Source organism: Geminicoccus sp. (genome assembly GCF_035556675.1).
GTDB lineage: Bacteria > Pseudomonadota > Alphaproteobacteria > Geminicoccales > Geminicoccaceae > Geminicoccus.
The window spans coordinates 22,153-44,464 of record NZ_DATMFZ010000348.1; the positions used below are offsets into that span (position 1 = coordinate 22,153).

Consider the following 22,312-nt stretch of genomic DNA (forward strand, 5'->3'; position numbering starts at 1 on the left):
CACCAAGGCCGAGCTTGCCGGCTCCACCGGCCACGTTCCGGTCTTGCCCCTTTAACGATCTTGTAACACTAGCCTGCTAAGACCATATTCATGAGCATGAACCGTAAACCATCCGTATTGCATCAACTCCACCACGAGTGGCCCTATGCGGCCGACAAGACTTCGCTGGTGCGCAGCCAGCTCGACCAGCGCGACCCGATCGACCGGATCGAGGAAGAGGAGGTCGCCAAGCTGCTCGAGAAGCTCACCGATCAGGGGCCCGAACTCCGCCCGGCCATCGCCGCCGCCTTGAGCGGCCACCGCTGGCGCCATGTCGCGGAGACCATCGGCCGGCCCAACTGAGCCGGTCCTGCCGACCTGTCCAGCCTGATCCTCCGGCGTGACGACTGGCCCTGGGTGATCTTCCCGTCGCGCGGGCGATCATGGTCGACGGCCGGCAGTGGCAATCGCAGGAACGTCGACCGACCGGACCCACCGGAGCCGGGGGATCCTCAAGGCGTGTTGGCTTGTCCGGCAGTGCGTCGCCGCCCTGTCAGGCAGTGACGATGCGCCGGATCATCGAACCGGATCGGCGTCCTGCCGCCATCATGATCGACACAGGGCGCGCCTCGGTCGATCGAGCCGTTGTGCCTGGGCTCGGCCAGGCGGCCGAGGCGCTGCCCGGGTAGATGAAGCCAACCAGGAAAGGATCGGCCATCCGATCCACCCGACCAAGGCCGGAGGTAACAACGTCCAGGCAAATTCCCGCAGCTGAACGACGGAACCCCCGGCGGCCTTCAGGCCATCGGGCGTCGGCAGCCGACCAGGGACGGGCGCGGTACGATCCGTCCTCCGCCCGCTCATCGGTGGCGAGCTAGAGCATCCTCCGACCTGATTGAATCGTTGGGGATTCCCAGGCGGCGCTGGCTCTGATTCAAGATGTCCGCCGGGATGGAGGCCGGCTGGATGTCAAAGGCGCTTTCCGTCGATCTTCGCGAGCGTGTTTTGAAATCAGTGGCTGAGGGCGCAAGCCACCGAACGGCAGCGTCGCGATGTGGCGTCAGCGCTGCGAGCGTGAGCCGGTGGCGCACGCTTATCGAGGCCGCAGGAGCGAGCTTGCTGTTCCTTCCGCCGTACAGCCCCGACTTCAACCCATGATCCGGCAGGACCCGGATCATCCGTACCCTGAAAGGGACCGGTCCAGCAGGACCGGAAGGCGAGAATGCCCTCGCCAAGCTCAAGGCCATGCTGCGCAATGCCACCGAGCGCACCATCGAGGGCCTCTGGACCGCCATCGGCCGCATCGCCGACGCCTTCGACCCTGAAGTGTGCACCAACTACTTCAGTGCATGCGGATATGATCCAGACTGATGGGATTCCGCTCTAGGCGGAAGCTGGCCCGCTGAATTGTGCCGTCTGCGATACCGACGATTGATCCCGTGCTGCCGAGCGGCGTGACATGGCGCAGCCTGCCGACAGGCTAGAACCCGGCCTGCCCGCGTCTGCGGCGATTTATCCGCTGCATCCGGTCAGCGATTCTGGCGCAGGAGCAGGACGCCATGGCCCGCTGCAGCCGCCCCGGCCATGCCTCATGTGAACCATCCGCTACCTGGGGCACCCGGTCTCCTCTCCCACCCTACGGCACGCCCCAGACACCGCCAGCTCTGCCTGGATCCGTGCCTGCCACTGCCGCGGTGCGCCCTCGGGACCGGCCGGAGGAGTGGAACGCCATCACCGCCATGCCCAAACACTGACGGATCCCATCACGGCGGCACCTCTTGCTGCGCCTGACCGAACGGCCGCTCCGTCCAGCGTTTGCGGCATGCTCCGGCCGTGCAGCCCCGGTCGGGCTGCCGCGGTTCAGGAGCGCACTACCAGACAGTCGTGGCCATGGCGCTTGATCGCCTTGCAGGCGCTCTGGGCCTTGCTCTGATCGTAGCCGACCAGCCGGGCGAGATAGATCTTCTTGCCCTTGCTGGTCGAGGCGATCACGGTCGGATTGCCGCGCAGCTTCTTGGCCATCTCGCCGGCCACGCGCTGGACCTGGCGGCGAGCCGCCTTCTCCGAGGAGAAGCCGCCGACCTGAACCGAATAGCGGTGGCGCTGGCCGGCGGCCGGCGGTTCTGGCGTGACCGCGGCGACCACCGTGGGCTTCGCGGCCGGCGGTGGTGCCATCGTCCCTCCTTCCGCGTCGCCCTGGTCACGCGCGGCGGCGAAATCCGCACCATCGCCCTGCGCGACCGGCGTCCGCACCGGGCCGGCCGCGGCGACGGCGGTGTTCGCCGACGCAGTGCCGAGCAGCGGCATCGCCCGGGCGATCTGGACCGAAGCAAAGCCGTCGTCCAGCAGCCGCATGGTCTGCCGGTCGCGGGCGCGCGCGGTCTTGCCGCCCAGGACCACCGCGATCAGTCGCCGCCCACCGCGGACCGACGAGGCGACGAGGTTGTAGCCGGACGCACTGATATAGCCGGTCTTCAGGCCATCCGTGCCCGGATAGCGGCCGAGCAGCCAGTTGTGGTTTCGGATCGTCCGGCCGGCATAGCTGAACTCGGCGCGGGAGAAGTAGGGATAATATTCGGGAAAGTCTTCGATCAGTCGGCTCGCCAGCGTGGCCATCTCGAGCGCGGTGCTCACCTGTTCCGGATGCGGCAGGCCCGAAGCGTTCTTGAACCGGGTCTTCTTCATGCCGAGCTGGCGAGCCTTCTTGGTCATCTGCTCGGCGAACGCGTCCTCGCTGCCGGCCAGTCCCTCGGCCACCACGCTGGCCGCATCGTTGGCCGACTTGGTCAAGAGCGCCATGATCGCGTCGTCGAGCGAGATCGACTTGCCGGAGCGCAGCCCGAGCTTCGATGGCGGGCGCGACGCAGCCCGGGCGGAAATCGGCAGCTTGGTGTCGAGCGTGACCTTGCCGGCACGCACCGCCTCGAACGCCAGATAAACCGTCATCATCTTGGTCAGCGAGGCCGGATGACGCAGCCCGGTCTCATCCTCGCCGATCAGCACCTCGCCGCTGGCATGGTCGACCACCACGGCGGCATAGCGCGGCACCAGCGCACCCTTCGCCACGGCTCCTGCGGCCAGCAGCTGACATAGCCCCAGGGTCAGGGCCAGGCAGAAGGCCGCCAGAACACGTCTCGAACCGGTTGAGCTAGCCATGCCGACGTCCACTTGAGCGCGCCGGACCGTCGCGATCGGCTCAAGCCCGCGAACTGCGACTCAGCCAGCCGTTCCGGTCACTTGCGATGCGCGCATCACACCGTACCTCAGCCACGACTAACCCCGACCGGAGGTAGAAATCAATGCCGGAAATATTGCCCGCGCATTATTCTGCGGGAATGAGGAAACGGCGATACACCCAGCCGGTCGGGCGTCCGTCCTCGGCGGGAATGCGATACCAGCCGAGTTGCTCTCGGTCGGTCCGGACGAGCGTTCCTTCGGTCAGAACGCCCACCACGGGGAAGGAATTGTCCGGCCCCCCGCGCATGTTCACCGCGGCGCTGATCCGGTAGCGATCTACGGCCTCGGCAGCCTCGACCGCGGCCTCCCCGGTTCCGGGCGATGCCGCCTGCGGCTCGGCTGGCGCGTCCTGTTCGACTGCCGGACGCTCCGACCGCCCGGGCACCGGAGCCGCCGCCACATCGCGGCCCTCGGGCAGCACCTCCTCCTGCGCGGCTCCCTCCTGTGCGTCATCCCGCTGCCCGGCCGCATCCTGCTCCGGCCCCGCGGTCGGCTCGGCCTCGCGGGCGGCCCTCAGCGCCTCGTCGAGCGAGGCCTGCGCCCGTTCTTCCGCACTCCTGCTGCGCTCGACCGCCGCCGCCATCGTATCCGGGTTCGGGCCGGCCGCCGGACCATCCGGCGCCACTCCGGCCACGGCTCCGGGCTCACCCGGAGCCCCGGCTGGCGGGCCCGCCTCCGCCCGTTCCGCCAGCGTGGCCAGCGCCGCAGCGGCGGCGGCATTGCCGGGCTCCAGGGCCAGCACCTGACGGAAGTCCCGGGCCGCTTCCTCAGCCATGCCCAGCTCGATCCGCAAGGCACCCCGGTATTGCAAGGCTTCCAGATAGTTCGGGTCGATCGCCAACGCCCGGTCGTAATCGGTCAGCGCGGCACTCCGATCGCCCGACTGGGCGCTGGCCAGGCCGCGCGTGAGATAGGCATAGCGGAGGTTGCGGATCGTGGTCGGATCGTCGGCCTTGAGCTTCTGGGCCTCCAGATAGTCGGCGATCGCGGCGTCGTAATCACCCAGCTGCGAATAGGCGACGCCACGATTGTTGAGCGTCACCGCGAGCGCCTCCGGATCCAGGCCGCCTGCCTCGATCGCCCGGCCGAACGCGGCCGCCGCCTGGGCGAATTCGCCGGACCGGTAGGCCTCGTATCCTTGCCGGAGATCGTCGGGGAGCTGAGCGCCGGCCGTACCGGCCACTACTAGGCAACCGGCCACGACCATGCCCACCAGGTGCCGTCGACACCGATAGCCGGCCCTCACGACCCGGCCCCCGTCTTGCGCGCCCGGTACCGGGCGCGCAGCGTCGCCGCATGGCCCTCGCGTATGGCCTGCTGCGGCCGGGTCACCGCCAGCGCATCGTCCGGAACATCCCTGGTGATCACGCTGCCAGCCCCCACCAATGCGCCGGCACCCACGTTGACCGGCGCCACCAGTGCGGTGTTGGAGCCGATGAATGCGCCCGCCCCGATGGCGGTGCGGTGCTTGCCGAACCCGTCATAATTGCAGGTGATGGTGCCGGCCCCGAGATTGGCGGCCTCCCCCACCTCCGCATCGCCGACATAGCTCAGATGGTTGAGCTTGGCGCCGGCACCCAGCCACGCATTCTTGGTCTCGACGAAATTGCCGACCTTGGCGCCTTGGCCGATCCGGCTGCCCGGCCGGACCCGGGCGAACGGGCCGATCTCGGCATCGGCCTCGATCGTGCAGCCCGCCAGGTGGGAGAACGCATGGACCCTGGCGCCGGCCTCGAGCCGCACCCCGGGCCCGATCATCACATAGGGCTCGATCATGGCACCAGGCGCCACCTCGGTGTCTGCCGAGAAATGGACGCTGTCCGGCACCGGCATGATCACGCCCAGCTCCAGATGACGCTCGCGCTGCCGGTCCTGGAACAGCTGGTAGGCGTCGGCCAGCTGCCGCTGGCTGTTGACCCCCACCCCGTCCTGCCAGGGCCCTTCCACCGCCACGCAGGCCCAGCCGCGCTGCCGCGCCAGCTCGACGATGTCGGTGAGATAATACTCGTTCTTGTCCGGCCGGTGCGGCACCGCCGCCAGCAGCTCGGGCAGCCGTGCGGCGTCCATCGCCATCACCCCGGCATTGCACAGGCCCGAGCGCCGCAGCTCCGGATCGGCGTGGCGCTCCTCCACGATCGCCAGCAGCTGCCCGCCCTCCTGGCGGAACCGGCCATAGCCGGTGCGGTCGGGCGGATCCATGCCCAGCACCGCCACCGCGGCATCGGCGGCCCGCCTGGCCGCCAGCAGCTCCTGCAGCGTCCGGGCCCGGATCAGCGGGGTATCGCCGTATAGTACCAGGACCTCGCCGCTCGCCGGCAGCCCGGCGATGCCGGCCTGCACGGCATGGCCGGTCCCGAGCGGCGGATCCTGGATCGCCACGGACAGTGGCAGGCCAGAGCGTGCTGCCGCCTCGGCGACCTCCTCCATGCCAGGAGCCAGGACCAGGACCACCCGTGCCGGGTCGAGCTCGCCCGCCACCGCCAGCACATGCTCCAGCAAGCTGCGCCCGGCCAGCGGATGCAGGACCTTGGGCCGGCCGTTCCGCATCCGGGTGCCCTTGCCCGCGGCCAGGATCAGGACATGCAGCGCTGTCGTCATCGATCTCCGTCTCTCGATCCTGCGGCCAACGATCATGCGGGCCGACCGAAAGTGAGTCCTATCCGATCGGCGATCCCTCTGTCGCCCTGCCCCAACAGGCTGGCCCTAGCAAGCCGGTATGCCTGCCGAACGCAACCGCTCCGAGTGTAACGAGTCCGCTTGACCGGACAATCCGGGCACCGCTTCCTGCGGCGATGTCTGCCTCCGGTGCCACCGCACTCGGCGCAGCCATCGTCCCGTCCAGCCTTGTTGGAGCACTGATCTTGGCCTCGTTTCCGCCGCTGCGGGCAATCCTGTTCGACCTGGACGGCACCCTGGTCGAATCCGCGCCGGACCTGCACGCTACGCTCGTGGAGGTGACGGCGGAGCTGGGTGTCGCGGCGCCCAGCCTGCCCGAGTTGCGTGCCATGATCGGCGACGGCGCCCGCGTCCTGATCCGGCGGGCCCTGGACGCCGCTGGGCACCCGGACGACCCGGAACTGCTGGAGCGGCTGTTCCAGAGCTTCCTCGCCCGCTACACGGCCAACCCCTGCCGGCACAGCTTCATCTACCCTGGCGTGGTGCCGGTGCTCACCGACCTGAAGGCCAGCGGCATCCGGATGGGGGTCTGCACCAACAAGCCGTATGCGCCGACGCTCGGCCTGCTGGACGCACTGGGCCTCGCCGGCTTCTTCGGCGCGGTGGTGGGCGGCGACAGCCTGCCGGTGCGCAAGCCCGACCCCGAACATGCGCTGGCAACGTTGCGTGCCCTGGAGATCCCGCCCGAGGAGGCGATCTTCGTCGGGGACAGCACCAATGACGTGGTCACCGCGCGCGCGGCCGGCATGAAGGTGATCGTGGTCAGCTTCGGCTACACCACCATCCCGCCCCGAGAGCTGGGCGCCGATCTGGTGATCGACCATTTCGATGACCTGCCGGCCGCAATCGACCAGCTGCGCCCGGGCAGCCGCCCTGCCGGCAGGATTGCGTCTTGACACCGGGCGGACGACGATGCACCAGACGCGCGGCGTCGGGCGCTTAGCTCAGCGGTAGAGCACTACCTTCACACGGTAGGGGTCGCAGGTTCGAACCCTGCAGCGCCCACCATCCCCGGCCTCCGCCGATTGGCGCCTTCCCCGCAGAAGGGGTGGGCCCGGCCATGACGTTCGCTCTCGCAAACGGCTGGTCCGCTCCCTACATCTGCTGGGACCAGGAATCGCTCGACGAGGGAAAGACGCCGTCCATGAACATGGTCTTGCGCAAGGTCGCAGGATTCGGCCTGCTCGCCGCGACGCTCGGCATCGCCGGCTGCCAGGCGCTGTTCGCCCATGCGTTCTGACCGGCGCGGCGGGCCGGGCAGCGACATCCTGGGCGGCCGCACCCCGCCGGAGCGCTGGATCCCGGAGGCGGGTGCCCGCATCGGCAGCCGGCTGGACGGGCTGATCCTGTATCTGTTCGCGTTCTGGCCCATCCTGAGCGCTTTGGTGGCGCTCACCCGCGGCCGGGCGGATGCAGCACTGGTCGATGCCCTGGCCGCTGCCCTGATCATCGTTGGCGCTGGCCTCGTCCGCTCCGGGCGCAAGGCCGAGCGGGCGTTTCGTGCGCGCGCCGTGGCACGGGCCCCGGGCCTGCCGCGCAAGACCCTGGGTGCCGCCGCCATGGGGCTCGCCGCCTTCGTCCTGGCGTCCATGGGTGCGGGACACGATCTCCTGTCCGGCCTGATGTTCGGGGTAGGCGCCGGCTTCGGCACCCTGCTCATGTACGGCCTGGATCCAAGGGGCGAGAAGCAGCCGGCCGGTGACGTCGGCGTCGACACCGACCTGTTCCGCCACGCCCTCGATGCCGCTGCGGCCCGGATCGCCGAACTGGACCAGATCCGGCGCCGGCTGCGCTCGCGCGCCCTGGCCGACCGGCTGTCCCAGGTGGTCACCCGGGCCAGGGGCCTGGTCGAGACCATCGAGCGCCAGCCGGACACCTTCAACCGCGCGCGCAAGGTCCTGAACCTCTACCTGGACGAGACCCTGTCGATCGCGCGCCGCTTTGCCGGGTCGGGCCTGGATGGCGCGGATCCCGCGATCGAGCGGAAGTTCACCGTGGCACTGGACGCCATGGAGCAGGCCATGGTGGAGCAGCAGCAGAAGCTGCTGGCGGCCGATGCGCTCGACCTCGACGTCCAGCTCGAAGTATTGACCAGACGCCTGAAGAGCGAGGGCATTCACGGATGAGGGCACGGATGCTGGCCCGCTCCGGCGTGCCCGGGCCATTGCGCGGCCGGTGCGCCGGCAGCCCTGCCGTTGACCAACATTCCGAGGGAGGAACGCCCCGATGAACGAGCCGTCCAGGACGTCCCCGCCCCCCATGGCTACCTGGAGCGACGAGCCGGCACCGGTGGCGGTCCGGCCGACCGTGGCCGAGCCGCTGGTGCCGCAGCCGGCACCGGTACGCGAGACCCCTCCGGTCGCCCAGCCTCAGGCGACCTCGCCCGGGCTTACCGCCACCAGTGCCGAGATCGAGGCCGCCACCGCGATGGCACCGGAGCAGCGCGCCAAGATCGAGCAGCTCTTGGCCGAGATCGACCTGGGCGACAGCAACTCGGTCGTGCTGTTCGGTGCGAGGGCGCAGGGCGAGCTCACCAACATCAGCGAGCAGATGCTGGAGGGCGTGCGCAACAAGGATGCCGGCCCGGCCGGCGACGCGCTCTCGCGCATGCTGCTGACCCTCAAGGGCTTCGACACCAGCGACCTGAAGGACGTGAAGAAGCCCGGCTGGCTCAAGCGGATGCTTGGCGCCACCGAGCCCGTCCACAAGTTCGTGCAGAAGTATCAGGAAGTACGCGGGCAGATCGAGACGATCGGCGACAGCCTGAACAAGCACAAGAACACCCTGATGGTGGATGTCGAGAAGCTCGACCGTCTCTACGATGCCACCCTCTCTTATTTCCACCAGCTGGCGCTCTACATCAGTGCCGGCGAGGAGATGCTGCGCAAGATTGACGTCGAGCAGATCCCGGCCCTGACCCGCGCGGCCGAGCAGTCCGGCGACGTGCTGGCCGCCCAGCAGCTGCGCGACCTGCGCAGTGCGAGGGATGACCTGGAGCGCCGCGTCCACGACCTGAAGCTGACCCGCCAGGTCACCATGCAGGCCCTGCCCTCCATCCGGCTGGTCCAGGAGAACGACAAGGGCCTGATCACCAAGATCACCAGCACGCTCGCCAACACCATCCCGCTCTGGAAGACCCAGCTCGCCCAGGCGATCACGATCTACCGCTCTAGCCAGGCCGCCAAGACGCTGAAGGAGGCGACCGACCTCACCAACCAGCTGCTCGAGGCGAACGCGAAGAACCTGAAGGACGCGAACGCCATGGTCCGCGAGCAGATCGAGCGCGGCGTGTTCGACATCTCGGTGGTCGAGAAGGCCAACCGCGCCCTGATCGAGACCATCCAGGACAGCCTGCGGATCGCGGACGAGGGCAAGATCAAGCGGGCCGACGCGGAGAAGCGCCTGATCGCCTGCGAGAACGAGCTGAAGCAGGTGCTGCGCGCCGCCTCGGCCGCGCGGACCACCGGCAGCCCCGGCCAGCCTGCCTGGAGGAGCTGAGCCATGTCGCTCTGGGAGCGCCTGACCGGCGAGTTCGTCGACGTCATCGACTGGAAGGACGACAGTTCCGACACGCTGGTCTGGCGGTTCGAGCGCTGGCAGGACGCGATCAAGCAGGGTGCCAAGCTGACGGTGCGCGAGGGCCAGGTCGCGATCTTCGTCAGCGAGGGTCAGCTCGCCGACGTGTTCCCGCCCGGGCTCTACTCCCTGGAGACCCGCAACCTGCCGGTACTCACCACCATCCGGCACTGGGACCACGGCTTCAACTCGCCCTTCAAGGCCGAGGTCTACTTCGTCTCGACCAGGCGCTTCACCGACCTGAAATGGGGCACGCGCAACCCGATCATGCTGCGCGACCCGGAGTTCGGCCCGGTCCGGCTGCGTGCATTCGGCACCTACACGCTGAAAGTGGCGGACGCGCCCCTGTTCCTGCGCGAGGTGGTCGGCACGGATGGCCACTTCACCACCGAGGAGATCTCGAACCAGCTGCGCAACCTGATCGTGGCGAAGATGGCCGAGGGCTTGGCCACCAGCGGCGTGCCGGTCCTGGACCTGGCCGCCAACTACGAGAAGCTCGGCCGGTTCGTCACCGAGCGCACCGCACCCCTGGTCCGCGAGTCCTACGGCATCGACCTGCTGCAGCTCCTGGTCGAGAACGTCTCCCTGCCGCCGGCGGTGGAGCAGGCGCTGGACAAGCGCAGCTCGATGGGCGTGATCGGCGACCTCGACCGCTACACCCGCTTCCAGGCAGCCGAGGCGCTGGGCCAGGGCGGCACGGACGGCGCGCTGGGTGCCGGGATCGGCCTGGGCGCCGGCATGGCCATGGCGCAGCAGGTGGCAGGCGCCTTCGGCGCCGCTGGCCAGCCAGGTGGCGGTGCGACGCCGCCACCTCTGCCGCAGGCCCGGAATTATCACGTGGCGATCGCCGGAACCGCACAGGGTCCTTTCGACATCGCGACGCTGCGCCGGCTGGTCGCCGAGGGCAAGCTCGGCCGGGACAGCATGGTGTGGACCGCCGGGATGCCCGAGTGGGGCAAGGCGGCCGATCGGCCGGACCTGGCGGAGCTGTTCGCGAACCTGCCCCCGCCCCTGCCGCCCGGCTGATCGATGCAGGGACCCTGGGGGGAACGGGCCGCCACCGGGCCAAACGGCGCGCCCGAGGCTGCGCCGACAGCAGGCGACCGACGCTTTCCGTGCAGCCAGTGCGGCGCGTTCCTGACCTTCAAGCCCGGCACGCAGGTCATGGTCTGCGGGTTCTGCGGCCACGAGAACCGGATCGAGGAGGTCGAGAAGCCCGGCACGCTGCGCGAGCTCGACTTCCATGCCTGGCTCGGCCGGCTCGCCGACCAGCGCGACGTCGAGGAGACGCGTACCGTCAAGTGCGACGCCTGTGCCGCCGAGTTCAGCTTCGAGGGCGACCGGTTCAGCGGCGCCTGCCCGTTCTGCGGCTCGGCCACGGTCACCGATACCGGGATCAACCGGCACATCAAGCCGTCCGGGCTCCTCCCGTTCGGCATCGACCGGCGGGGGGCCGAGGCGGCCTTCGACCGCTGGCTCAGGGGCCGGTGGTTCGCGCCCTCGGACCTGAAGCAGCGATCGGAGCGGCGCGAGCGGCTGAGCGGGATCTACCTGCCCTACTGGACCTATGACAGCGCCACCCGCTCCACCTATCGCGGCCAGCGCGGCGACCGCTACACGACGATGGAATGGGTGGCGGTGCGCGACGCCAAGGGCGGTGTCCGCCAGGTCCAGCAGCCGGTGACCCGGATCCGCTGGCGCCCGGCCGCAGGCCAGGTGGCACGCGATTTCGACGACGTGCTGGTTCCAGCCTCCGAAAGCCTGCCGGTCGCCATGGTGGACCGGCTGGAGCCATGGGACCTGCAGGACCTGCGCTTCTACCGCCAGGAGTACCTGGCGGGCTTTCAGGCCGAGGCCTATGGCATCGACCTGTCCGCCGGCTTCGACCAGGCCCGGGTCAAGATGGACGCGGTGATCCGTCAGGACGTCGCCCAGGCCATCGGCGGCGACGTGCAGCGGATCGACCATGTCGAGACCCGCCATGCCGACGTCACCTTCAAGCACGTGCTGCTGCCGGTCTGGATCGCCGCCTACCGCTACCGGGGCCGACCCTACCGCTTCCTGGTCAACGCCCGCACCGGCCAGGTCCAGGGCGAACGGCCCTGGTCCTGGGTCAAGATCACGGCGGCCGCCACCCTCGCCGCCCTGATCCTGGTGATCGTGTTCGCGCTCCTCCAGGACGGCGGCATCATCGACCAAGTACTGCGCGGCTTCTGAGGCAGAGGGCCCTCCGGCGCCCTGCCCGATGCGTCGACCGGCCGACCCCTAGCACGAGACGTGCCAAAGCCGAGGCAGGGCACTTCTCAGACGCGCAGCCGGCTTTCTTGCCCCGGACACAGGTTGCGCCCGTGCCGGCGAACGCCGCCGCACTTCACGTCCGTGGAACAAGGCAGACGGATCCGCCGCCACCTTCGCCCGAAGCCATGGATGGGACGGAGCCGCCTCATGAGCCGGAAGGTCCCGCTCCGCCCAGAGTCGTCGTTCATGGCTGCCGCGGTCCGAACGCCTGGCCGGTCACGGCTTGGCAGACGGGCAGCACACGCCACACTGCCCTGAGATCCTGCCGGCGGGAAACCCGCCCTGGACCGGTCCCGGCCGGCCGGCGAGCCTCCGGCAGGCGCTGCCGCTCGTCCGGGGCCGATTCATGCGGCACGGCGCCCAACGTTGAAGCGGCTCGCCCCGGAACCCCGGCGAGCCAGGATGGACGACCATGGCATCGGCGAGCCGTATGGGGAGTTCCCGCGGCCCACGACCGAAGCCAGATCTGGCGGAGCGAATATTCCTGACGAGCCAGACGGTCCCGGCGACGGCCCCTCGGCTGTGCTGCCCCGCCACCACCTCGAACGCACAGGCTCGTGGCGTCGCTCGATCATCCGGCAGCCACCAGGCAACCAGGACCAGCACCGCCGGCCGTCCGCCGCCTCCACACGCCACGCCCCAGGGCAAGATCGTCGCCGGCCATGCACCGCAAGCGACGCCGACTGTTACACCAGAAGGACCATCGGCGTCCCATGACCGATCCTCCTGTCGATTTCCGGAGTGTACCCGGCCAGACATGAATGACTGCGGCAATCCCCAGTCGGGCGGCTCCTGGACTGATCCGCTGCCTCCGACTGCCGGCAGCTTCGGGCGCAACCGGCGGGCTACCGGATCGAACCGCCAGCCAAGCCTCTCGTGTGGCACGAGCAGGCCCGCCTGACTTCCCCTGTGCCGCCACATGCTGGAGGAAGACCATCGAAGCCGAGGCGGAAGCGGCGTGCCCGAAAGGATTGGTCCGCCGACAATGCTGTCGCAGCCGGAGCCGCACCCCCTTGCCGCTTCCTGCGGTCGTGTCCACCAAGGGGACGCGGGCCCGTAGCTTCGGCGAGGAGCATGTCGTTCGCCCACCGGTGCCGCTTGGCCGTCCAGCCTGAAGGTCCACTCGATGCACACGCCCCTCACCCAGATGCGCCCACCCGGCCCGACGGGCGGCGCGGCCCTGCCGAGCGGCCGGGTGCTGCAGGTCGGCAGCGCGCTGGTGGCGGGGGCGGCGGTCGCGATCGGCGCCATGGGCGCGCACGCCTTTCGAGAAGTGGGGGATGCGCGCGGTGCCGACCTGATGGCGCTCGCCAGCCAATACCTGATGTGGCACGCCCTGGCCGCACTGGCGCTGACCCGGCTGGCCGCGCGGCTCGAGGCCGCCATCATCGTGCTGCTGGTCTCGGCTGTGCTGTTCGCCGCCACACTCGTCCTGCTGGCGCTGGGAGCCCCCTCCTGGCTCGGCGCCATCACCCCGGTGGGTGGCTCCGGCCTGATCATCGGCTGGCTGATGGCTGCCTGGGGGCTCCTGCAGGGACGCCGCCCGGCCTGAGCGGAGGCCGGCTGCAGCCGGTGAACGGGTCGGCCCTGGGCCGTCATGCGCCGAAGCTCTGCACCAGGCTGCCCGCCACCAGGTACCAGCCGTCCACCAGGACGAAGAAGATCAGCTTGATCGGCAGCGAGATCATCACCGGGGGCAGCATCATCATGCCCATCGACATCAGCACCGAGGCGATCAGCAGGTCGATCACCAGGAACGGAATGAAGATCAGGAAGCCGATCTCGAAGGCACGCCGCAGCTCGCTGATCATGAATGCCGGGATCAGGGTGCGCAGCGGCGTCGCCTCGGCCGTCTCGGGTGCCACGCCCGCGAGGTCCAGGAACAGGTCGAGGTCCTTCTCGCGGGTATGGGTCAGCATGAAGGCGCGGACCGGGGCGCTGGCCCGCTCGAAGGCGGTGGCCTCGTCGATCTCCTCGGCGAGATAGGGTGCCAGCCCCTGCTCATAGGCCCGCTGGAAGGTCGGCCCCATCACGAACGCCGTGAGGAACAGGGCGAGCCCAATCAGGACCGGGTTGGGCGGCGTCTGCTGCAGGCCCAGTGCGCTGCGCAGGAAGGACAGCACGATCACGATCCGGGTGAACGAGGTCACCATTACCAGGATGCCGGGCGCCAGGCTCAGGACCGTGATCAGCGCCACGATCTGGACGAGCTGACTCGTATAGGAGCCACCACCCAGGTCCAGGGTCAGCCCGGCAGCACCGGCCGGTGTCGCCGCCCATGGCAGCAGGCCGGCCGCCAGCAGGATCGGCGTCATGAGACGCGCCTTCATGCCGCGCTCTCCCGGCCGGCACCAGCGTCTGCAGCCGCCAGGGCGGGCGTCGCCGGCAACGGGCAGCCTTCGCCTGCCACGACGACCGGCAGGCTGCCGCCCAGGATGATCAGGTGCTCGCGCCCGCCGTGGCGGATCACCAGCAGCCGGTGGCGGAGGTCGAGTGCCCGCTGTGCCACGATCGCCGGCCCGGATGCGGGTCCGGCCGCGGGCAGCCGCCCCTGCAGGCGGCGCAGGAGGAAGGGCAGGCCCGCCAGCAGGAGGGCTGCCACCAGCACGGCCAGGACGATGCGGAGCGGGTCGGGGCCGAGACCGATCACGGCCGCACCGTGTGCCACCGGTAGGCACCGAGTGCCCGGCGCCGCCGGCCCTGCCGGGCGAGTTCCGCTGCTGCCGCCACGCCCCGCTCGGCGAGCAGGTCGACCAGGGTCTCGAGCTCGTCGAGCAGCGCCAGCACGGCAGGCAGCCGGCTGCTGACCTGGGTGTCGCCCAGATCCGCCCCGAGATCGCGCAGGAGTTCCGCCAGGGCCTCCGGATCGCGGTCGACCTCGCGGCGGATCGCGGCCAGCCGCGCGGCCAGTGCCGCGACATCGTTCCTGCCGGACCCGGTCGTTTCCGGATCTGCGGGGCCGGGCCCGGCCTCCTGCGCTTGCGGCCGGCTCATCGATCGTCCTTCTGGCTGCGTCGCTGCATGACCGGATCTTGGGCCGGCAATGGTTAAGATTCCGTTGCCACGATCGCAGGTCGGCCCTTCGTCCACGACGTCGGCCACCCATCTGCTGGAAAAGGTTCACCTTGGGAGCCCCGGCATTGCGGGAATGGACGGAAGAGGAACTGGCCCGGTTCTCGCGCCAGATCGTGCTGCGCGAGGTGGGCGGCGTCGGGCAGGATCGGCTGCTGCGGGCGAAGATCGCACTGGTCGGGGTCGGCGGAATCGGGGCACCGGCCTCGCTCCTGCTGGCGGCGGCCGGGATCGGAACGCTCCGCCTGATCGACCACGACCAGGTCGAGCTGTCCAACCTGCACCGCCAGGTCCTGTTCGGCCCGGATGATGTCGGGCGGGGCAAGGTCCGGGCTGCCGATGCCCGGCTGGCGGCCACCGCACCCGGTCTGCGGGTCGAGCCCTTCCCGGTGAAGCTCGAGCGGAGCAATGTCGACAGGCTGCTGGAGGGCGTCGACCTGGTGCTGGATGGCACCGATCAATTCGGGGTGAGGAGCCTGGTGGCAGATGCCTGTGCGGCCGCCGGGATCCCGTTGGTCTCGGCCTCGGTGCAGGGCTTCGACGGCCAGCTCATCCTGTTGCGCCCCTATCTGGGCGCGCCGCATCCGAGCTATCGCTGCATCTATCCCGAGGCACCCGGCCTCGGACAGCTGCCGAGCTGCAGCCTTTCCGGCGTGCTGGGGCCGGTGGCGGCGACGGTTGCCGGACTTGCCGCCACGCTCGCCATCAAGACGCTGCTCGGCCTGGAAGACCCCGCCGTGGCGGCACCGCTCTGCTGCTATGACGGACTGGGCGGATCACTGCATCATATCGAGATACCGCGCACGGCCGCGGCCGATCATGCGGCACCATGCATATCCGCCTGCGCCGACGGCTGAGCCGAGTCCATGATTGTGGCGTCGATGATCTTGCATGTGCGAGAGCTTTTCACTAACCCAGCGCCATCTCGGTGTGGCGAGCCGGGATCGGTAAGCGGACGTAGTGCCTGAGATGGCATGCGCGTTCTAGTGTCCTTGACTTCCTTTTTTTCAGGCAGGGGCGATGAACAACACTGGCGCTATCGTGAACGACTATGTCGAGATCGACGACGACTACCGCCCGTCCGACGATGAAGTCTACATGAACCCGAAGCAGGAAGCGTATTTTCGCAAGAAGCTTCAGGCGTGGCGCGACGAGATTCTGCGTGGTTCGGACGAGACTCTGAAGCAGCTGAAGGAACAGGATACCCGACTTCCCGACGCCACGGACTGGGCGAGTGCTGAGATCCAGCGTTCGTTCGAGCTGCGGACCCGTGATCGGGAGCGCAAGCTACTGAGCAAGATCGAGGCAGCGCTGCGGCGGATCGACGAGGGTTCCTACGGCTACTGTGAGGAGACCCAGGAGCCGATTGGAATCAGGCGTCTGGAGGCTAGGCCGATTGCCACGCTGGCGATCGAGGCCCAGGAGCGCCACGAGCGACGCGAGCGGACCTACCGCGAGGAATGAGGCGCGCACGCCCGGCAATAGCTGCCGGGCAGATCCTGCCGGAATGCGGTTCTGCCGTGCCGGATCGGATCACGCGCTTCCCCCATAGGTACGGCCTGACCGCCCGATCTTCAGGCCGCTCCCGGGTTGGCACAGGTGTTGCTGCTTCGTTCACCGAGCTTTACCGGCGAACGATGCATGCCCGACCCTGCTGCTCTCATCCCAGTCAGCCCTGCCCTGCCGGCAGGGAGCGGTCCGCTCCCTGCCCACGTCACCCATGCGCGTCTGGCCGCGCAGTCGCCACCGTTCGGAGAATTGATTGCCGTTGCCCAGGCGGGTGACGCTGTCAGTGCCGGGCCGGGCATCGTGCCGGCCCCAGCACCGCCCACGCCTTCCGGCCTCGTTCAGGGCGATTGCGTTGCGGCGGATGGTCTGATTTCGCTCCTCGGTACCACACAGGACGCAGCGGAGCCGGCGTCGCTCATCGGCGAGGACGTCGCCCCGGCAAATCCCCCAGACGCGGACGCCGCGGCCGACCTGCCGCCGGCCGATGACGCCACCCTGCCCGCCGATGCCACGCCGCCGGCTGCCCTCGCCCTGCTGGTCCCGGCCGTGCTGCGCCCGGTGGAGCCGGGCCTGCCTGCCGGCATGCAGGCCGCGCCGTCGGCAGCCGCCCCCCAGGAAACCGATCCTGCTGGTCCGCCGGCTGGCGGACCAGCAGGATCCGGCAGGGTCGCATCACCCGACATGGCTGCAGCACCGCCTGAGAAAGAACTGCCCGAAGCCCTGGACGCCACCACGCTGGCAGGCACGCGGGCCAAAGCCGGCCAGCTCACGGTATCCGCGCAAACCGCGCTGCACCCGCTCCGCGTCAGCTCGGCCACTCCTGCCGGAAGCCCGGCACAGAGCGAGCATAGCACCGCCACCGCCACCGAAATCTTAGCCAGCGGCGCCTCCGGGATGCCCGCGAGCCAGCCGCGGCCAGATCCGCTCCCCGCTGCGGCAGCGCCGGGTCCGGCCATGGGCTGGTCCGCGGCAGCACAGACCGGCGGCCAGCCGGATGCGGATCCCGGTCCGGCCAAGCCGGCGGGCACACCCGCCGAGGCAGCCTCGACCGGATCCGCCCCCAGCGACAACCAAGTAGGGGAGATGCCGGACGTCTCGGTCCGCACACCCGGACCGGCTCTGCCCCCGGAGCCGGCGGTAGCCACGATGAGCGGATCCTATGGCCGTGGCAGCGAAGCCTATGTGCGGGCGACACCGCAGGCCGACCCGGCGGCCCAGCTGGCACCCACCATCGCTCAGAGCCTGTCAGGCGACCGTCGGGTCGTGTCCGTGCAGCTCCATCCCGCCGAGCTGGGCGTGGTGCAGATCCGGGTCGTGGTGGAGCAGGACCGTCGGATACGCGCCGTGCTCAGCGCCGCCCGACCGGAAACAGTCGAACTCCTGCAGCGCCACGCCCCGGGCATCGAGCGCGCGCTCACCACGACCGGCCTGAGCCTCGCCGGCTCCGACGCCCTGACCTTCGATCTCGGCACGTCCGGGCAGCAGGGTGGGCAGCAATCCGACCGTGGCCCGGACCGGCATGCGCCGGCGTCCGGTTCGTCCGGGCCGCTGGCAGTGCTGCCCGATGAACCGGCACCCGCAGCCCTGCGGCCGGCCACCGGTCTGTTCGATCTCGTCCTCTAGGAAGAGGCCAGCCCCATGCCCGCCATCGAATCCACGCTCGCCGCCCTGCCCGAGGGCAGCGGCAGCGCCGCCAAGTCGGCTGCCGCCAAGCTCACCGACCATTTCGACAGCTTCCTCACGCTGCTGACGACCCAGCTGAAGAACCAGGACCCGCTGTCGCCGATGGACACCGAGACCTTCACCCAGCAGCTCGTCCAGTTCACCTCGGTGGAGCAGTCGATCAAGACCAACGACAGCCTGGAGCAGCTGATCGGCCTGGTGCAGGGCACCCGGCAGACCGCGATGCTCGGCTATCTCGGCACCACCGTGCAGGCGAAGAGCAACCGGATAGCATTGGGCAGCGAGGGCTCCGGCACGATCAGCTACGAGCTGCCGGCCGCGGCCGCGTCGGTGTCCATCAAGATCTATGACGGGTCCGGCACCCTGGTCGCAGAGACCCGCGGTCCCACGGCCGCCGGCCGGCATCAGGTCGCCTGGGACGGCGCGACCTCCAGTGGCGGCCGCGCACCTGCCGGCACCTACCGGGTGACGGTCGCCGGCCAGACGCTGGACGGCAAGGCCCTCGGCGTCACCCAATACCTGTATGGCAGGGTCGATGCGATCGACCCTGCCGCCGACCAGCCGACCCTGTCGGTCAGCGGCGTCGACGTCCCGATCACCGATATTACGGCGATCGCCCGGCCGAACGGCTGATCGGCAGCTCCATTCCTCCACCTTCGTAAGGACCTTCCCGACATGAGCCTGTTCGGTTCCCTGTTCACCGGCGTGTCCGGCCTGGCGGCACAGAGCCGCTCGATGTCCGTCATTTCGGACAATGTCGCGAACGTCAGCACGATCGGCTACAAGGGCGGCGTTTCCAACTTCGCCTCGCTGGTGGTGAGCCCGGACCAGCAGCGGGCCTTCAGCCCCGGCGGCGTCCAGCACTCGACCAGGTTCCTCGTGGAGAAGCAGGGCCTGGTCCAGGCGACCGGCTCGGCCACGGATGCCGCCATCGTCGGCAACGGCTTCTTCGTGGTCGCCCAGGACCCGGGCGGCAACTCGCCGCCGCTCTATACCCGGGCCGGCTCGTTCACGCCGGACGCGGACGGCTATCTGCGCAGCGCCAACGGCTTCTACCTGCTGGGCTGGAAGCTCGACACCAGCGAGCAGCCGCTCGACATCAACGTCACCCAGCCGGTCAACGTGCGCGATCTCAACGCCACCACGGTGGCCACCGCGCGGCTCAAGCTGGGCGCGAACCTCGATTCCGGCCAGGAGATCCATACCGGCGCCTATGCTTCCGGCGACATGGCGGAATTTGCCGCGACCAACGGTGCCAGCGGGACCGCGCCCGACTTCAAGCGGCAGATCCAGGTCTATGACAGCCTGGGCAACGCCCGCAGCATCACCGTGGCCTTCCTGCGCACGCCGGGGGCCGCGACCTGGAGCGTCGAACTCTACGCGGACACGGCCGACATCGAAAGCGGCACCCACCCCAACGGCCTGCTGGGCTCGGGCACGGTGAGCTTCAACGGCAACGGCAGCATCGCCAGCCTCGCCATCACGCCGACCTATCCCGCCAGCGCCGTGGCCGGCGACCCGCTCGGCATCGACTGGCTGAACTCGGCCAACTCCGCCGACTCGTCCATCGTGATCGACTGGGGCGCGATCGGCGGGACCGATGGGCTGACCCAGTTCGCCGGCGAGAGTGCCGTCTCGTTCGTCACCAAGGACGGTGCCGGCTTCGGCGAGCTGAATGCGGTGCGGATCGACGAAGACGGCTTCGTCGAGGCAGCCTTCTCCAACGGCGAGGTCCGCCGGATCTTCCAGATCCCCGTCGCCACCTTCGCGAACCCGAGCGCCCTGCAGCCCCGGTCCGGCAACGTGTTCGCGATGACCCGCGCTTCTGGTGACGCGAACCTGCAGACCGCCGGCAGCGGCGGTGCCGGGCAGATCTCGCCCGCCGCCCTGGAAGCGGCCAATGTCGACCTCGCCGACGAGTTCACCAAGATGATCGTGACCCAGCGGGCCTACTCCGCCAATGCCAAAGTGATCACGACCACGGACGACATGCTCGACGAGTTGATGCGCATCAAGCGCTAATGACAGTATTCAGGTACGATTCGCAGTGGACTGCCACCCTTGTTTACCATTCGTCTTATCAGACGATTAGGGAAGCGGGATGTATTCGAGCTTCATGGAAACGTGTCGGCCGTCATAGGAGAACCACGATGTCCAGAACGATGGGAGCACCGGTCCAGGCCGCCGTCGGCCCGAACGGTACGCTCCTGCGCCTAGAGGACCTGCCACCCAGCGACACCAGACGCTGGGTGGCACGGCGCAAGGCCGAGGTCGTGGCCGCGGTTCAGGCCGGTATCCTGTCCCGGGAAGTCGCCTGCATCCGCTACAGCATCTCGGAAGAAGAGTTCGAGATCTGGCAGGACGCCATCTATCGCCACGGCCTGAGCGGCCTGCGAGTCACTCAGATTCAGGCGATCAAGCGTCGCGACCGTGAGCGGGGCCGCTCGTGAAGCCGGTTCCGGGTCAGGACCTGTCCGCCCGTTAACCTGCGCTTAACCAGTCCGGGCCTAGGTTCCGGGTCAGGGCGGCAACCCGCTGCCGACGAGCGACCCGGGACCCATGGACATAGCCACTCCATCGCCCTCGACCGGTCCAGTACCAGCGCCAGGCGAGCCAGCCGGCGGAGCAGCCAGCCGCCTCCAGGCGGCCATGGCCGCGGCTCAGGCACTGGGGCCGGCCCGCCTCCTGGCGCTCGGCACGATCCTGCTGGGCTTCGTCATGTTCTTCGCCTTCGTGGCGAGCCGTGCGCTCGAACCGTCCTTCGCGCTGCTCTACGCCGAACTGCGCCCGGAGGATGCCCGCCTGATCACCGAGCGCCTCCAGGCGCAGGGCGTGCCCTATCGGCTGAACGCGGCGGGTGACGCGATCATGGTGCCGCAGGACCGGATCGGCGGGCTGCGCATGGATCTGGCCGCGGACGGCATGCCCCAGGGCAATGTCGTGGGCTATGAGATCTTCGATCAGGGCAGCAGCTTCGGCCAGACCGATTTCCTGTCGAACGTCAATCTGCGCCGCGCCATGGAAGGCGAGCTCGCGCGCTCGATCACGACGCTCCAGCCCGTCCGTGCCGCCCGGGTCCACATCGTCCAGCCGGAGCGCTCGCTGTTCCGTCGCGACGAGGCCAAGCCCAGCGCGTCTGTCGTGCTGGGCCTGCGCGGGGGCAGCGGACTCGACGGCCGGCAGGTCCAGGCGATCCGGAACCTGGTCGCCGCAGCCGTTCCCGGGCTGGACCCGTCTGCCATCACCATCGTGGATGACCGCGGCAACCTGTTGGCCCGCTCGGGCGAGGCCGGCGAGGCCGGAATGTTTCCCGGCGAGATCGATGAACTGCGCAGCGGCTACGAGGCCAGGATCAAGCAGAAAATCGTGCAGCTCCTGGAGCGGACCGTGGGCCTGGGCGGGGTCGATGCGGAAGTGACGGTCGAGATGAACTTCGACCAGGTGACCACCACCGCCGAGACCTTCGATCCGCAAAGCCAGGTCGCCCGCAGCACCCAGACAGTCGAGGAGGACTCCAGCCGCGACGAAACCGATGCGGATCAGCCGGTCTCGGTGGCGAGCAATCTGCCGACCGCGGCGGCTCCCGCCAGTGCGTCCGCCGGCAGCCGGGAGCGCAGCAACCGCAGCGAGGAAACCGTCAACTTCGAGATCTCACGCACCGTACGCAATGAAGTGCAGCGCCCAGGCGGCATCCGCCGCCTGTCCATCGCCGTCCAGGTCGACGGGCTGCGCATGCCCGGCCCCGATGGCACCATCGGCTATGCACCCCGCTCTGTGGAAGAGCTGGCCGAGCTGGAGGCGCTCGCCAAGGGTGCCGCGGGCTTCGACGAGGCGCGCGGGGACGTGTTTCGCATCGTCAGCCGTCGCTTCGTCGAGGCACCAGTGCCCCCCTTGCCCGAGCCCGGCCTCCTGGAGCGACTCGGGGTCGATGCCCCCCGCTGGGGTGAGCTCGGCCTCTTGGCGCTCCTCACGCTTGCGGTCGTCTTCTTCGGGGTCCGACCGGTCCTGAACCGGCTGCTGCCACCTGCCCGCGACACCGGGGCGGCCCCGCTCGCCGACCAGGCCGGCACCATCCCGCTGCTGGCCGCAGGGCCGGCGGGTGGGCTGGCCGCCGATGCCATGACCGGCCATGGCGATGCTACCGGCGGCGATCCACAGCGCCGGCTGCCATTGCCGGGATCGCCCGCTCCGCACGACCAGCTGCTGCATGAGGTGGTGCGGATCGTCGACGAGCGGCCGGACGAGGCGGTCAAGATGATCCGCACCTGGCTTGGAGAATGAC

Annotated in this window: 23 protein-coding genes, 1 tRNA gene and 1 pseudogene; 18 read left to right on the forward strand and 7 right to left on the reverse strand. The window is 69.3% G+C overall.

The genetic code is table 11. From position 1 onward, the window contains the following. The first annotated feature begins 117 nt into the window (after window positions 1–117). Window positions 118–342, forward strand: a complete 225-nt coding sequence (locus VNS22_RS24530; RefSeq protein ID WP_325737200.1) for a hypothetical protein — start codon at window positions 118–120, stop codon at window positions 340–342. A 190-nt stretch (window positions 343–532) separates the two neighbouring features. Here VNS22_RS24530 and VNS22_RS24535 read toward each other — a convergent pair whose 3' ends face one another. Continuing rightward, complete coding sequence (locus VNS22_RS24535) at window positions 533–697, reverse strand: hypothetical protein (RefSeq protein WP_325737202.1); 165 nt, start codon at window positions 695–697, stop codon at window positions 533–535. A 248-nt stretch (window positions 698–945) separates the two neighbouring features. Here VNS22_RS24535 and VNS22_RS28645 point away from each other — a divergent pair. Beyond that, window positions 946–1,089, forward strand: a pseudogene (locus VNS22_RS28645) (helix-turn-helix domain-containing protein); the annotation flags it as partial. A gap of 135 nt (window positions 1,090–1,224) precedes the next feature. Continuing rightward, window positions 1,225–1,350, forward strand: coding sequence for a hypothetical protein (locus tag VNS22_RS28650; RefSeq protein ID WP_414653430.1), 126 nt, complete (start codon window positions 1,225–1,227; stop codon window positions 1,348–1,350). Between the two features lie 489 nt (window positions 1,351–1,839). On the opposite strand, the gene VNS22_RS24545 is transcribed toward VNS22_RS28650, so the two are convergent. The 3 genes from VNS22_RS24545 to glmU all read right to left on the reverse strand — a co-directional run bounded on the left by VNS22_RS24545 (window position 1,840) and on the right by glmU (window position 5,814). Next, the gene (locus VNS22_RS24545) at window positions 1,840–3,135 is read right to left on the reverse strand and encodes a D-alanyl-D-alanine carboxypeptidase (RefSeq protein ID WP_325737204.1); all 1,296 of its coding nucleotides are present in this window, start codon (window positions 3,133–3,135) and stop codon (window positions 1,840–1,842) included. Window positions 3,136–3,301: 166 nt separating this feature from the next. After that, window positions 3,302–4,423, reverse strand: coding sequence for a tetratricopeptide repeat protein (locus VNS22_RS24550; protein WP_325737206.1), 1,122 nt, complete (start codon window positions 4,421–4,423; stop codon window positions 3,302–3,304). 35 nt (window positions 4,424–4,458) lie between these two features. Further along, complete coding sequence (gene glmU, locus VNS22_RS24555) at window positions 4,459–5,814, reverse strand: bifunctional UDP-N-acetylglucosamine diphosphorylase/glucosamine-1-phosphate N-acetyltransferase GlmU (protein ID WP_325737207.1); 1,356 nt, start codon at window positions 5,812–5,814, stop codon at window positions 4,459–4,461. A 263-nt stretch (window positions 5,815–6,077) separates the two neighbouring features. Between glmU and gph the strand changes: the two genes are divergently transcribed. The 8 genes from gph (at window position 6,078) to VNS22_RS24595 (ending at window position 13,318) form a co-directional block, all read left to right on the forward strand. Further along, window positions 6,078–6,788 (forward strand): phosphoglycolate phosphatase, encoded by a 711-nt coding sequence (gene gph, locus VNS22_RS24560; protein ID WP_325737209.1) that lies wholly within the window; start codon window positions 6,078–6,080, stop codon window positions 6,786–6,788. Between the two features lie 37 nt (window positions 6,789–6,825). Beyond that, a tRNA-Val gene (locus VNS22_RS24565) sits at window positions 6,826–6,900 on the forward strand. 52 nt (window positions 6,901–6,952) lie between these two features. Then, on the forward strand, window positions 6,953–7,132 hold the full coding sequence (locus VNS22_RS24570; protein ID WP_325737211.1) for a hypothetical protein: 180 nt from the start codon (window positions 6,953–6,955) through the stop codon (window positions 7,130–7,132). Beyond that, window positions 7,122–8,018: a 5-bromo-4-chloroindolyl phosphate hydrolysis family protein gene (locus tag VNS22_RS24575; RefSeq protein WP_325737213.1), complete on the forward strand. Its 897-nt coding sequence runs from the start codon at window positions 7,122–7,124 to the stop codon at window positions 8,016–8,018. The genes VNS22_RS24570 and VNS22_RS24575 overlap by 11 nt, the downstream gene beginning before the upstream one ends. Before the next feature lie 133 nt (window positions 8,019–8,151). After that, window positions 8,152–9,390, forward strand: a complete 1,239-nt coding sequence (locus VNS22_RS24580) for a toxic anion resistance protein (protein ID WP_325737215.1) — start codon at window positions 8,152–8,154, stop codon at window positions 9,388–9,390. Window positions 9,391–9,393: 3 nt separating this feature from the next. Then, entirely contained in the window at window positions 9,394–10,494 is a 1,101-nt protein-coding gene (locus tag VNS22_RS24585) for an SPFH domain-containing protein (protein ID WP_325737216.1), read from the forward strand. 3 nt (window positions 10,495–10,497) lie between these two features. Beyond that, the gene (locus tag VNS22_RS24590) at window positions 10,498–11,685 is read left to right on the forward strand and encodes a hypothetical protein (protein WP_325737218.1); all 1,188 of its coding nucleotides are present in this window, start codon (window positions 10,498–10,500) and stop codon (window positions 11,683–11,685) included. Between the two features lie 1,207 nt (window positions 11,686–12,892). Next, on the forward strand, window positions 12,893–13,318 hold the full coding sequence (locus VNS22_RS24595) for a DUF423 domain-containing protein (protein ID WP_325737219.1): 426 nt from the start codon (window positions 12,893–12,895) through the stop codon (window positions 13,316–13,318). Between the two features lie 43 nt (window positions 13,319–13,361). Here the strand turns inward: VNS22_RS24595 and fliP are convergent, their stop codons facing one another. From fliP to VNS22_RS24610, 3 genes are read right to left on the reverse strand one after another with little or no spacing between them, the layout of a single operon-like run. Beyond that, window positions 13,362–14,096: a flagellar type III secretion system pore protein FliP gene (gene fliP / locus VNS22_RS24600; protein ID WP_325737220.1), complete on the reverse strand. Its 735-nt coding sequence runs from the start codon at window positions 14,094–14,096 to the stop codon at window positions 13,362–13,364. Continuing rightward, the gene (locus VNS22_RS24605; RefSeq protein WP_325737222.1) at window positions 14,093–14,416 is read right to left on the reverse strand and encodes a hypothetical protein; all 324 of its coding nucleotides are present in this window, start codon (window positions 14,414–14,416) and stop codon (window positions 14,093–14,095) included. Before VNS22_RS24605 ends, fliP begins: the two co-directional genes overlap by 4 nt. Continuing rightward, window positions 14,413–14,760 carry a hypothetical protein gene (locus VNS22_RS24610; protein ID WP_325737224.1) on the reverse strand — a complete coding sequence of 116 codons (348 nt, stop codon included), beginning with the start codon at window positions 14,758–14,760 and terminating at the stop codon, window positions 14,413–14,415. The genes VNS22_RS24605 and VNS22_RS24610 overlap by 4 nt, the downstream gene beginning before the upstream one ends. Window positions 14,761–14,906: 146 nt before the next feature. Between VNS22_RS24610 and VNS22_RS24615 the strand changes: the two genes are divergently transcribed. The 7 genes from VNS22_RS24615 (at window position 14,907) to fliF (ending at window position 22,311) form a co-directional block, all read left to right on the forward strand. Continuing rightward, window positions 14,907–15,695, forward strand: a complete 789-nt coding sequence (locus tag VNS22_RS24615; RefSeq protein WP_325737226.1) for a HesA/MoeB/ThiF family protein — start codon at window positions 14,907–14,909, stop codon at window positions 15,693–15,695. 163 nt (window positions 15,696–15,858) lie between these two features. Further along, window positions 15,859–16,302, forward strand: coding sequence for an RNA polymerase-binding protein DksA (gene dksA, locus VNS22_RS24620; protein ID WP_325737228.1), 444 nt, complete (start codon window positions 15,859–15,861; stop codon window positions 16,300–16,302). Window positions 16,303–17,493: 1,191 nt separating this feature from the next. Further along, window positions 17,494–17,970: a flagellar hook-length control protein FliK gene (locus VNS22_RS24625; RefSeq protein WP_325737230.1), complete on the forward strand. Its 477-nt coding sequence runs from the start codon at window positions 17,494–17,496 to the stop codon at window positions 17,968–17,970. A gap of 15 nt (window positions 17,971–17,985) precedes the next feature. After that, complete coding sequence (locus VNS22_RS24630; RefSeq protein ID WP_325737232.1) at window positions 17,986–18,663, forward strand: flagellar hook assembly protein FlgD; 678 nt, start codon at window positions 17,986–17,988, stop codon at window positions 18,661–18,663. Window positions 18,664–18,705: 42 nt separating this feature from the next. Next, on the forward strand, window positions 18,706–20,052 hold the full coding sequence (flgE, locus tag VNS22_RS24635; protein WP_325737234.1) for a flagellar hook protein FlgE: 1,347 nt from the start codon (window positions 18,706–18,708) through the stop codon (window positions 20,050–20,052). 128 nt (window positions 20,053–20,180) lie between these two features. Continuing rightward, window positions 20,181–20,480, forward strand: a complete 300-nt coding sequence (locus VNS22_RS24640; protein WP_325737236.1) for a DUF1153 domain-containing protein — start codon at window positions 20,181–20,183, stop codon at window positions 20,478–20,480. 199 nt (window positions 20,481–20,679) lie between these two features. Further along, window positions 20,680–22,311 (forward strand): flagellar basal-body MS-ring/collar protein FliF, encoded by a 1,632-nt coding sequence (gene fliF / locus VNS22_RS24645; RefSeq protein WP_325737238.1) that lies wholly within the window; start codon window positions 20,680–20,682, stop codon window positions 22,309–22,311. The last annotated feature ends 1 nt before the right edge of the window (window position 22,312 follow it).

Coding starts and splice junctions, on each gene's coding strand:
- VNS22_RS24535 (WP_325737202.1), bottom strand. CDS start 697: ATGGCCGATCCTTTCCTGGTTGGCTTCATCTACCCGGGCAGCGCCTCG.
- VNS22_RS28650 (WP_414653430.1), top strand. CDS start 1,225: ATGCTGCGCAATGCCACCGAGCGCACCATCGAGGGCCTCTGGACCGCC.
- VNS22_RS24545 (WP_325737204.1), bottom strand. CDS start 3,135: ATGGCTAGCTCAACCGGTTCGAGACGTGTTCTGGCGGCCTTCTGCCTG.
- VNS22_RS24550 (WP_325737206.1), bottom strand. CDS start 4,423: ATGGTCGTGGCCGGTTGCCTAGTAGTGGCCGGTACGGCCGGCGCTCAG.
- glmU (WP_325737207.1), bottom strand. CDS start 5,814: ATGACGACAGCGCTGCATGTCCTGATCCTGGCCGCGGGCAAGGGCACC.
- VNS22_RS24570 (WP_325737211.1), top strand. CDS start 6,953: ATGACGTTCGCTCTCGCAAACGGCTGGTCCGCTCCCTACATCTGCTGG.
- VNS22_RS24575 (WP_325737213.1), top strand. CDS start 7,122: ATGCGTTCTGACCGGCGCGGCGGGCCGGGCAGCGACATCCTGGGCGGC.
- VNS22_RS24580 (WP_325737215.1), top strand. CDS start 8,152: ATGGCTACCTGGAGCGACGAGCCGGCACCGGTGGCGGTCCGGCCGACC.
- VNS22_RS24585 (WP_325737216.1), top strand. CDS start 9,394: ATGTCGCTCTGGGAGCGCCTGACCGGCGAGTTCGTCGACGTCATCGAC.
- VNS22_RS24590 (WP_325737218.1), top strand. CDS start 10,498: ATGCAGGGACCCTGGGGGGAACGGGCCGCCACCGGGCCAAACGGCGCG.
- VNS22_RS24595 (WP_325737219.1), top strand. CDS start 12,893: ATGCACACGCCCCTCACCCAGATGCGCCCACCCGGCCCGACGGGCGGC.
- fliP (WP_325737220.1), bottom strand. CDS start 14,096: ATGAAGGCGCGTCTCATGACGCCGATCCTGCTGGCGGCCGGCCTGCTG.
- VNS22_RS24610 (WP_325737224.1), bottom strand. CDS start 14,760: ATGAGCCGGCCGCAAGCGCAGGAGGCCGGGCCCGGCCCCGCAGATCCG.
- dksA (WP_325737228.1), top strand. CDS start 15,859: ATGAACAACACTGGCGCTATCGTGAACGACTATGTCGAGATCGACGAC.
- VNS22_RS24625 (WP_325737230.1), top strand. CDS start 17,494: ATGAGCGGATCCTATGGCCGTGGCAGCGAAGCCTATGTGCGGGCGACA.
- VNS22_RS24630 (WP_325737232.1), top strand. CDS start 17,986: ATGCCCGCCATCGAATCCACGCTCGCCGCCCTGCCCGAGGGCAGCGGC.
- flgE (WP_325737234.1), top strand. CDS start 18,706: ATGAGCCTGTTCGGTTCCCTGTTCACCGGCGTGTCCGGCCTGGCGGCA.
- VNS22_RS24640 (WP_325737236.1), top strand. CDS start 20,181: ATGTCCAGAACGATGGGAGCACCGGTCCAGGCCGCCGTCGGCCCGAAC.
- fliF (WP_325737238.1), top strand. CDS start 20,680: ATGGCCGCGGCTCAGGCACTGGGGCCGGCCCGCCTCCTGGCGCTCGGC.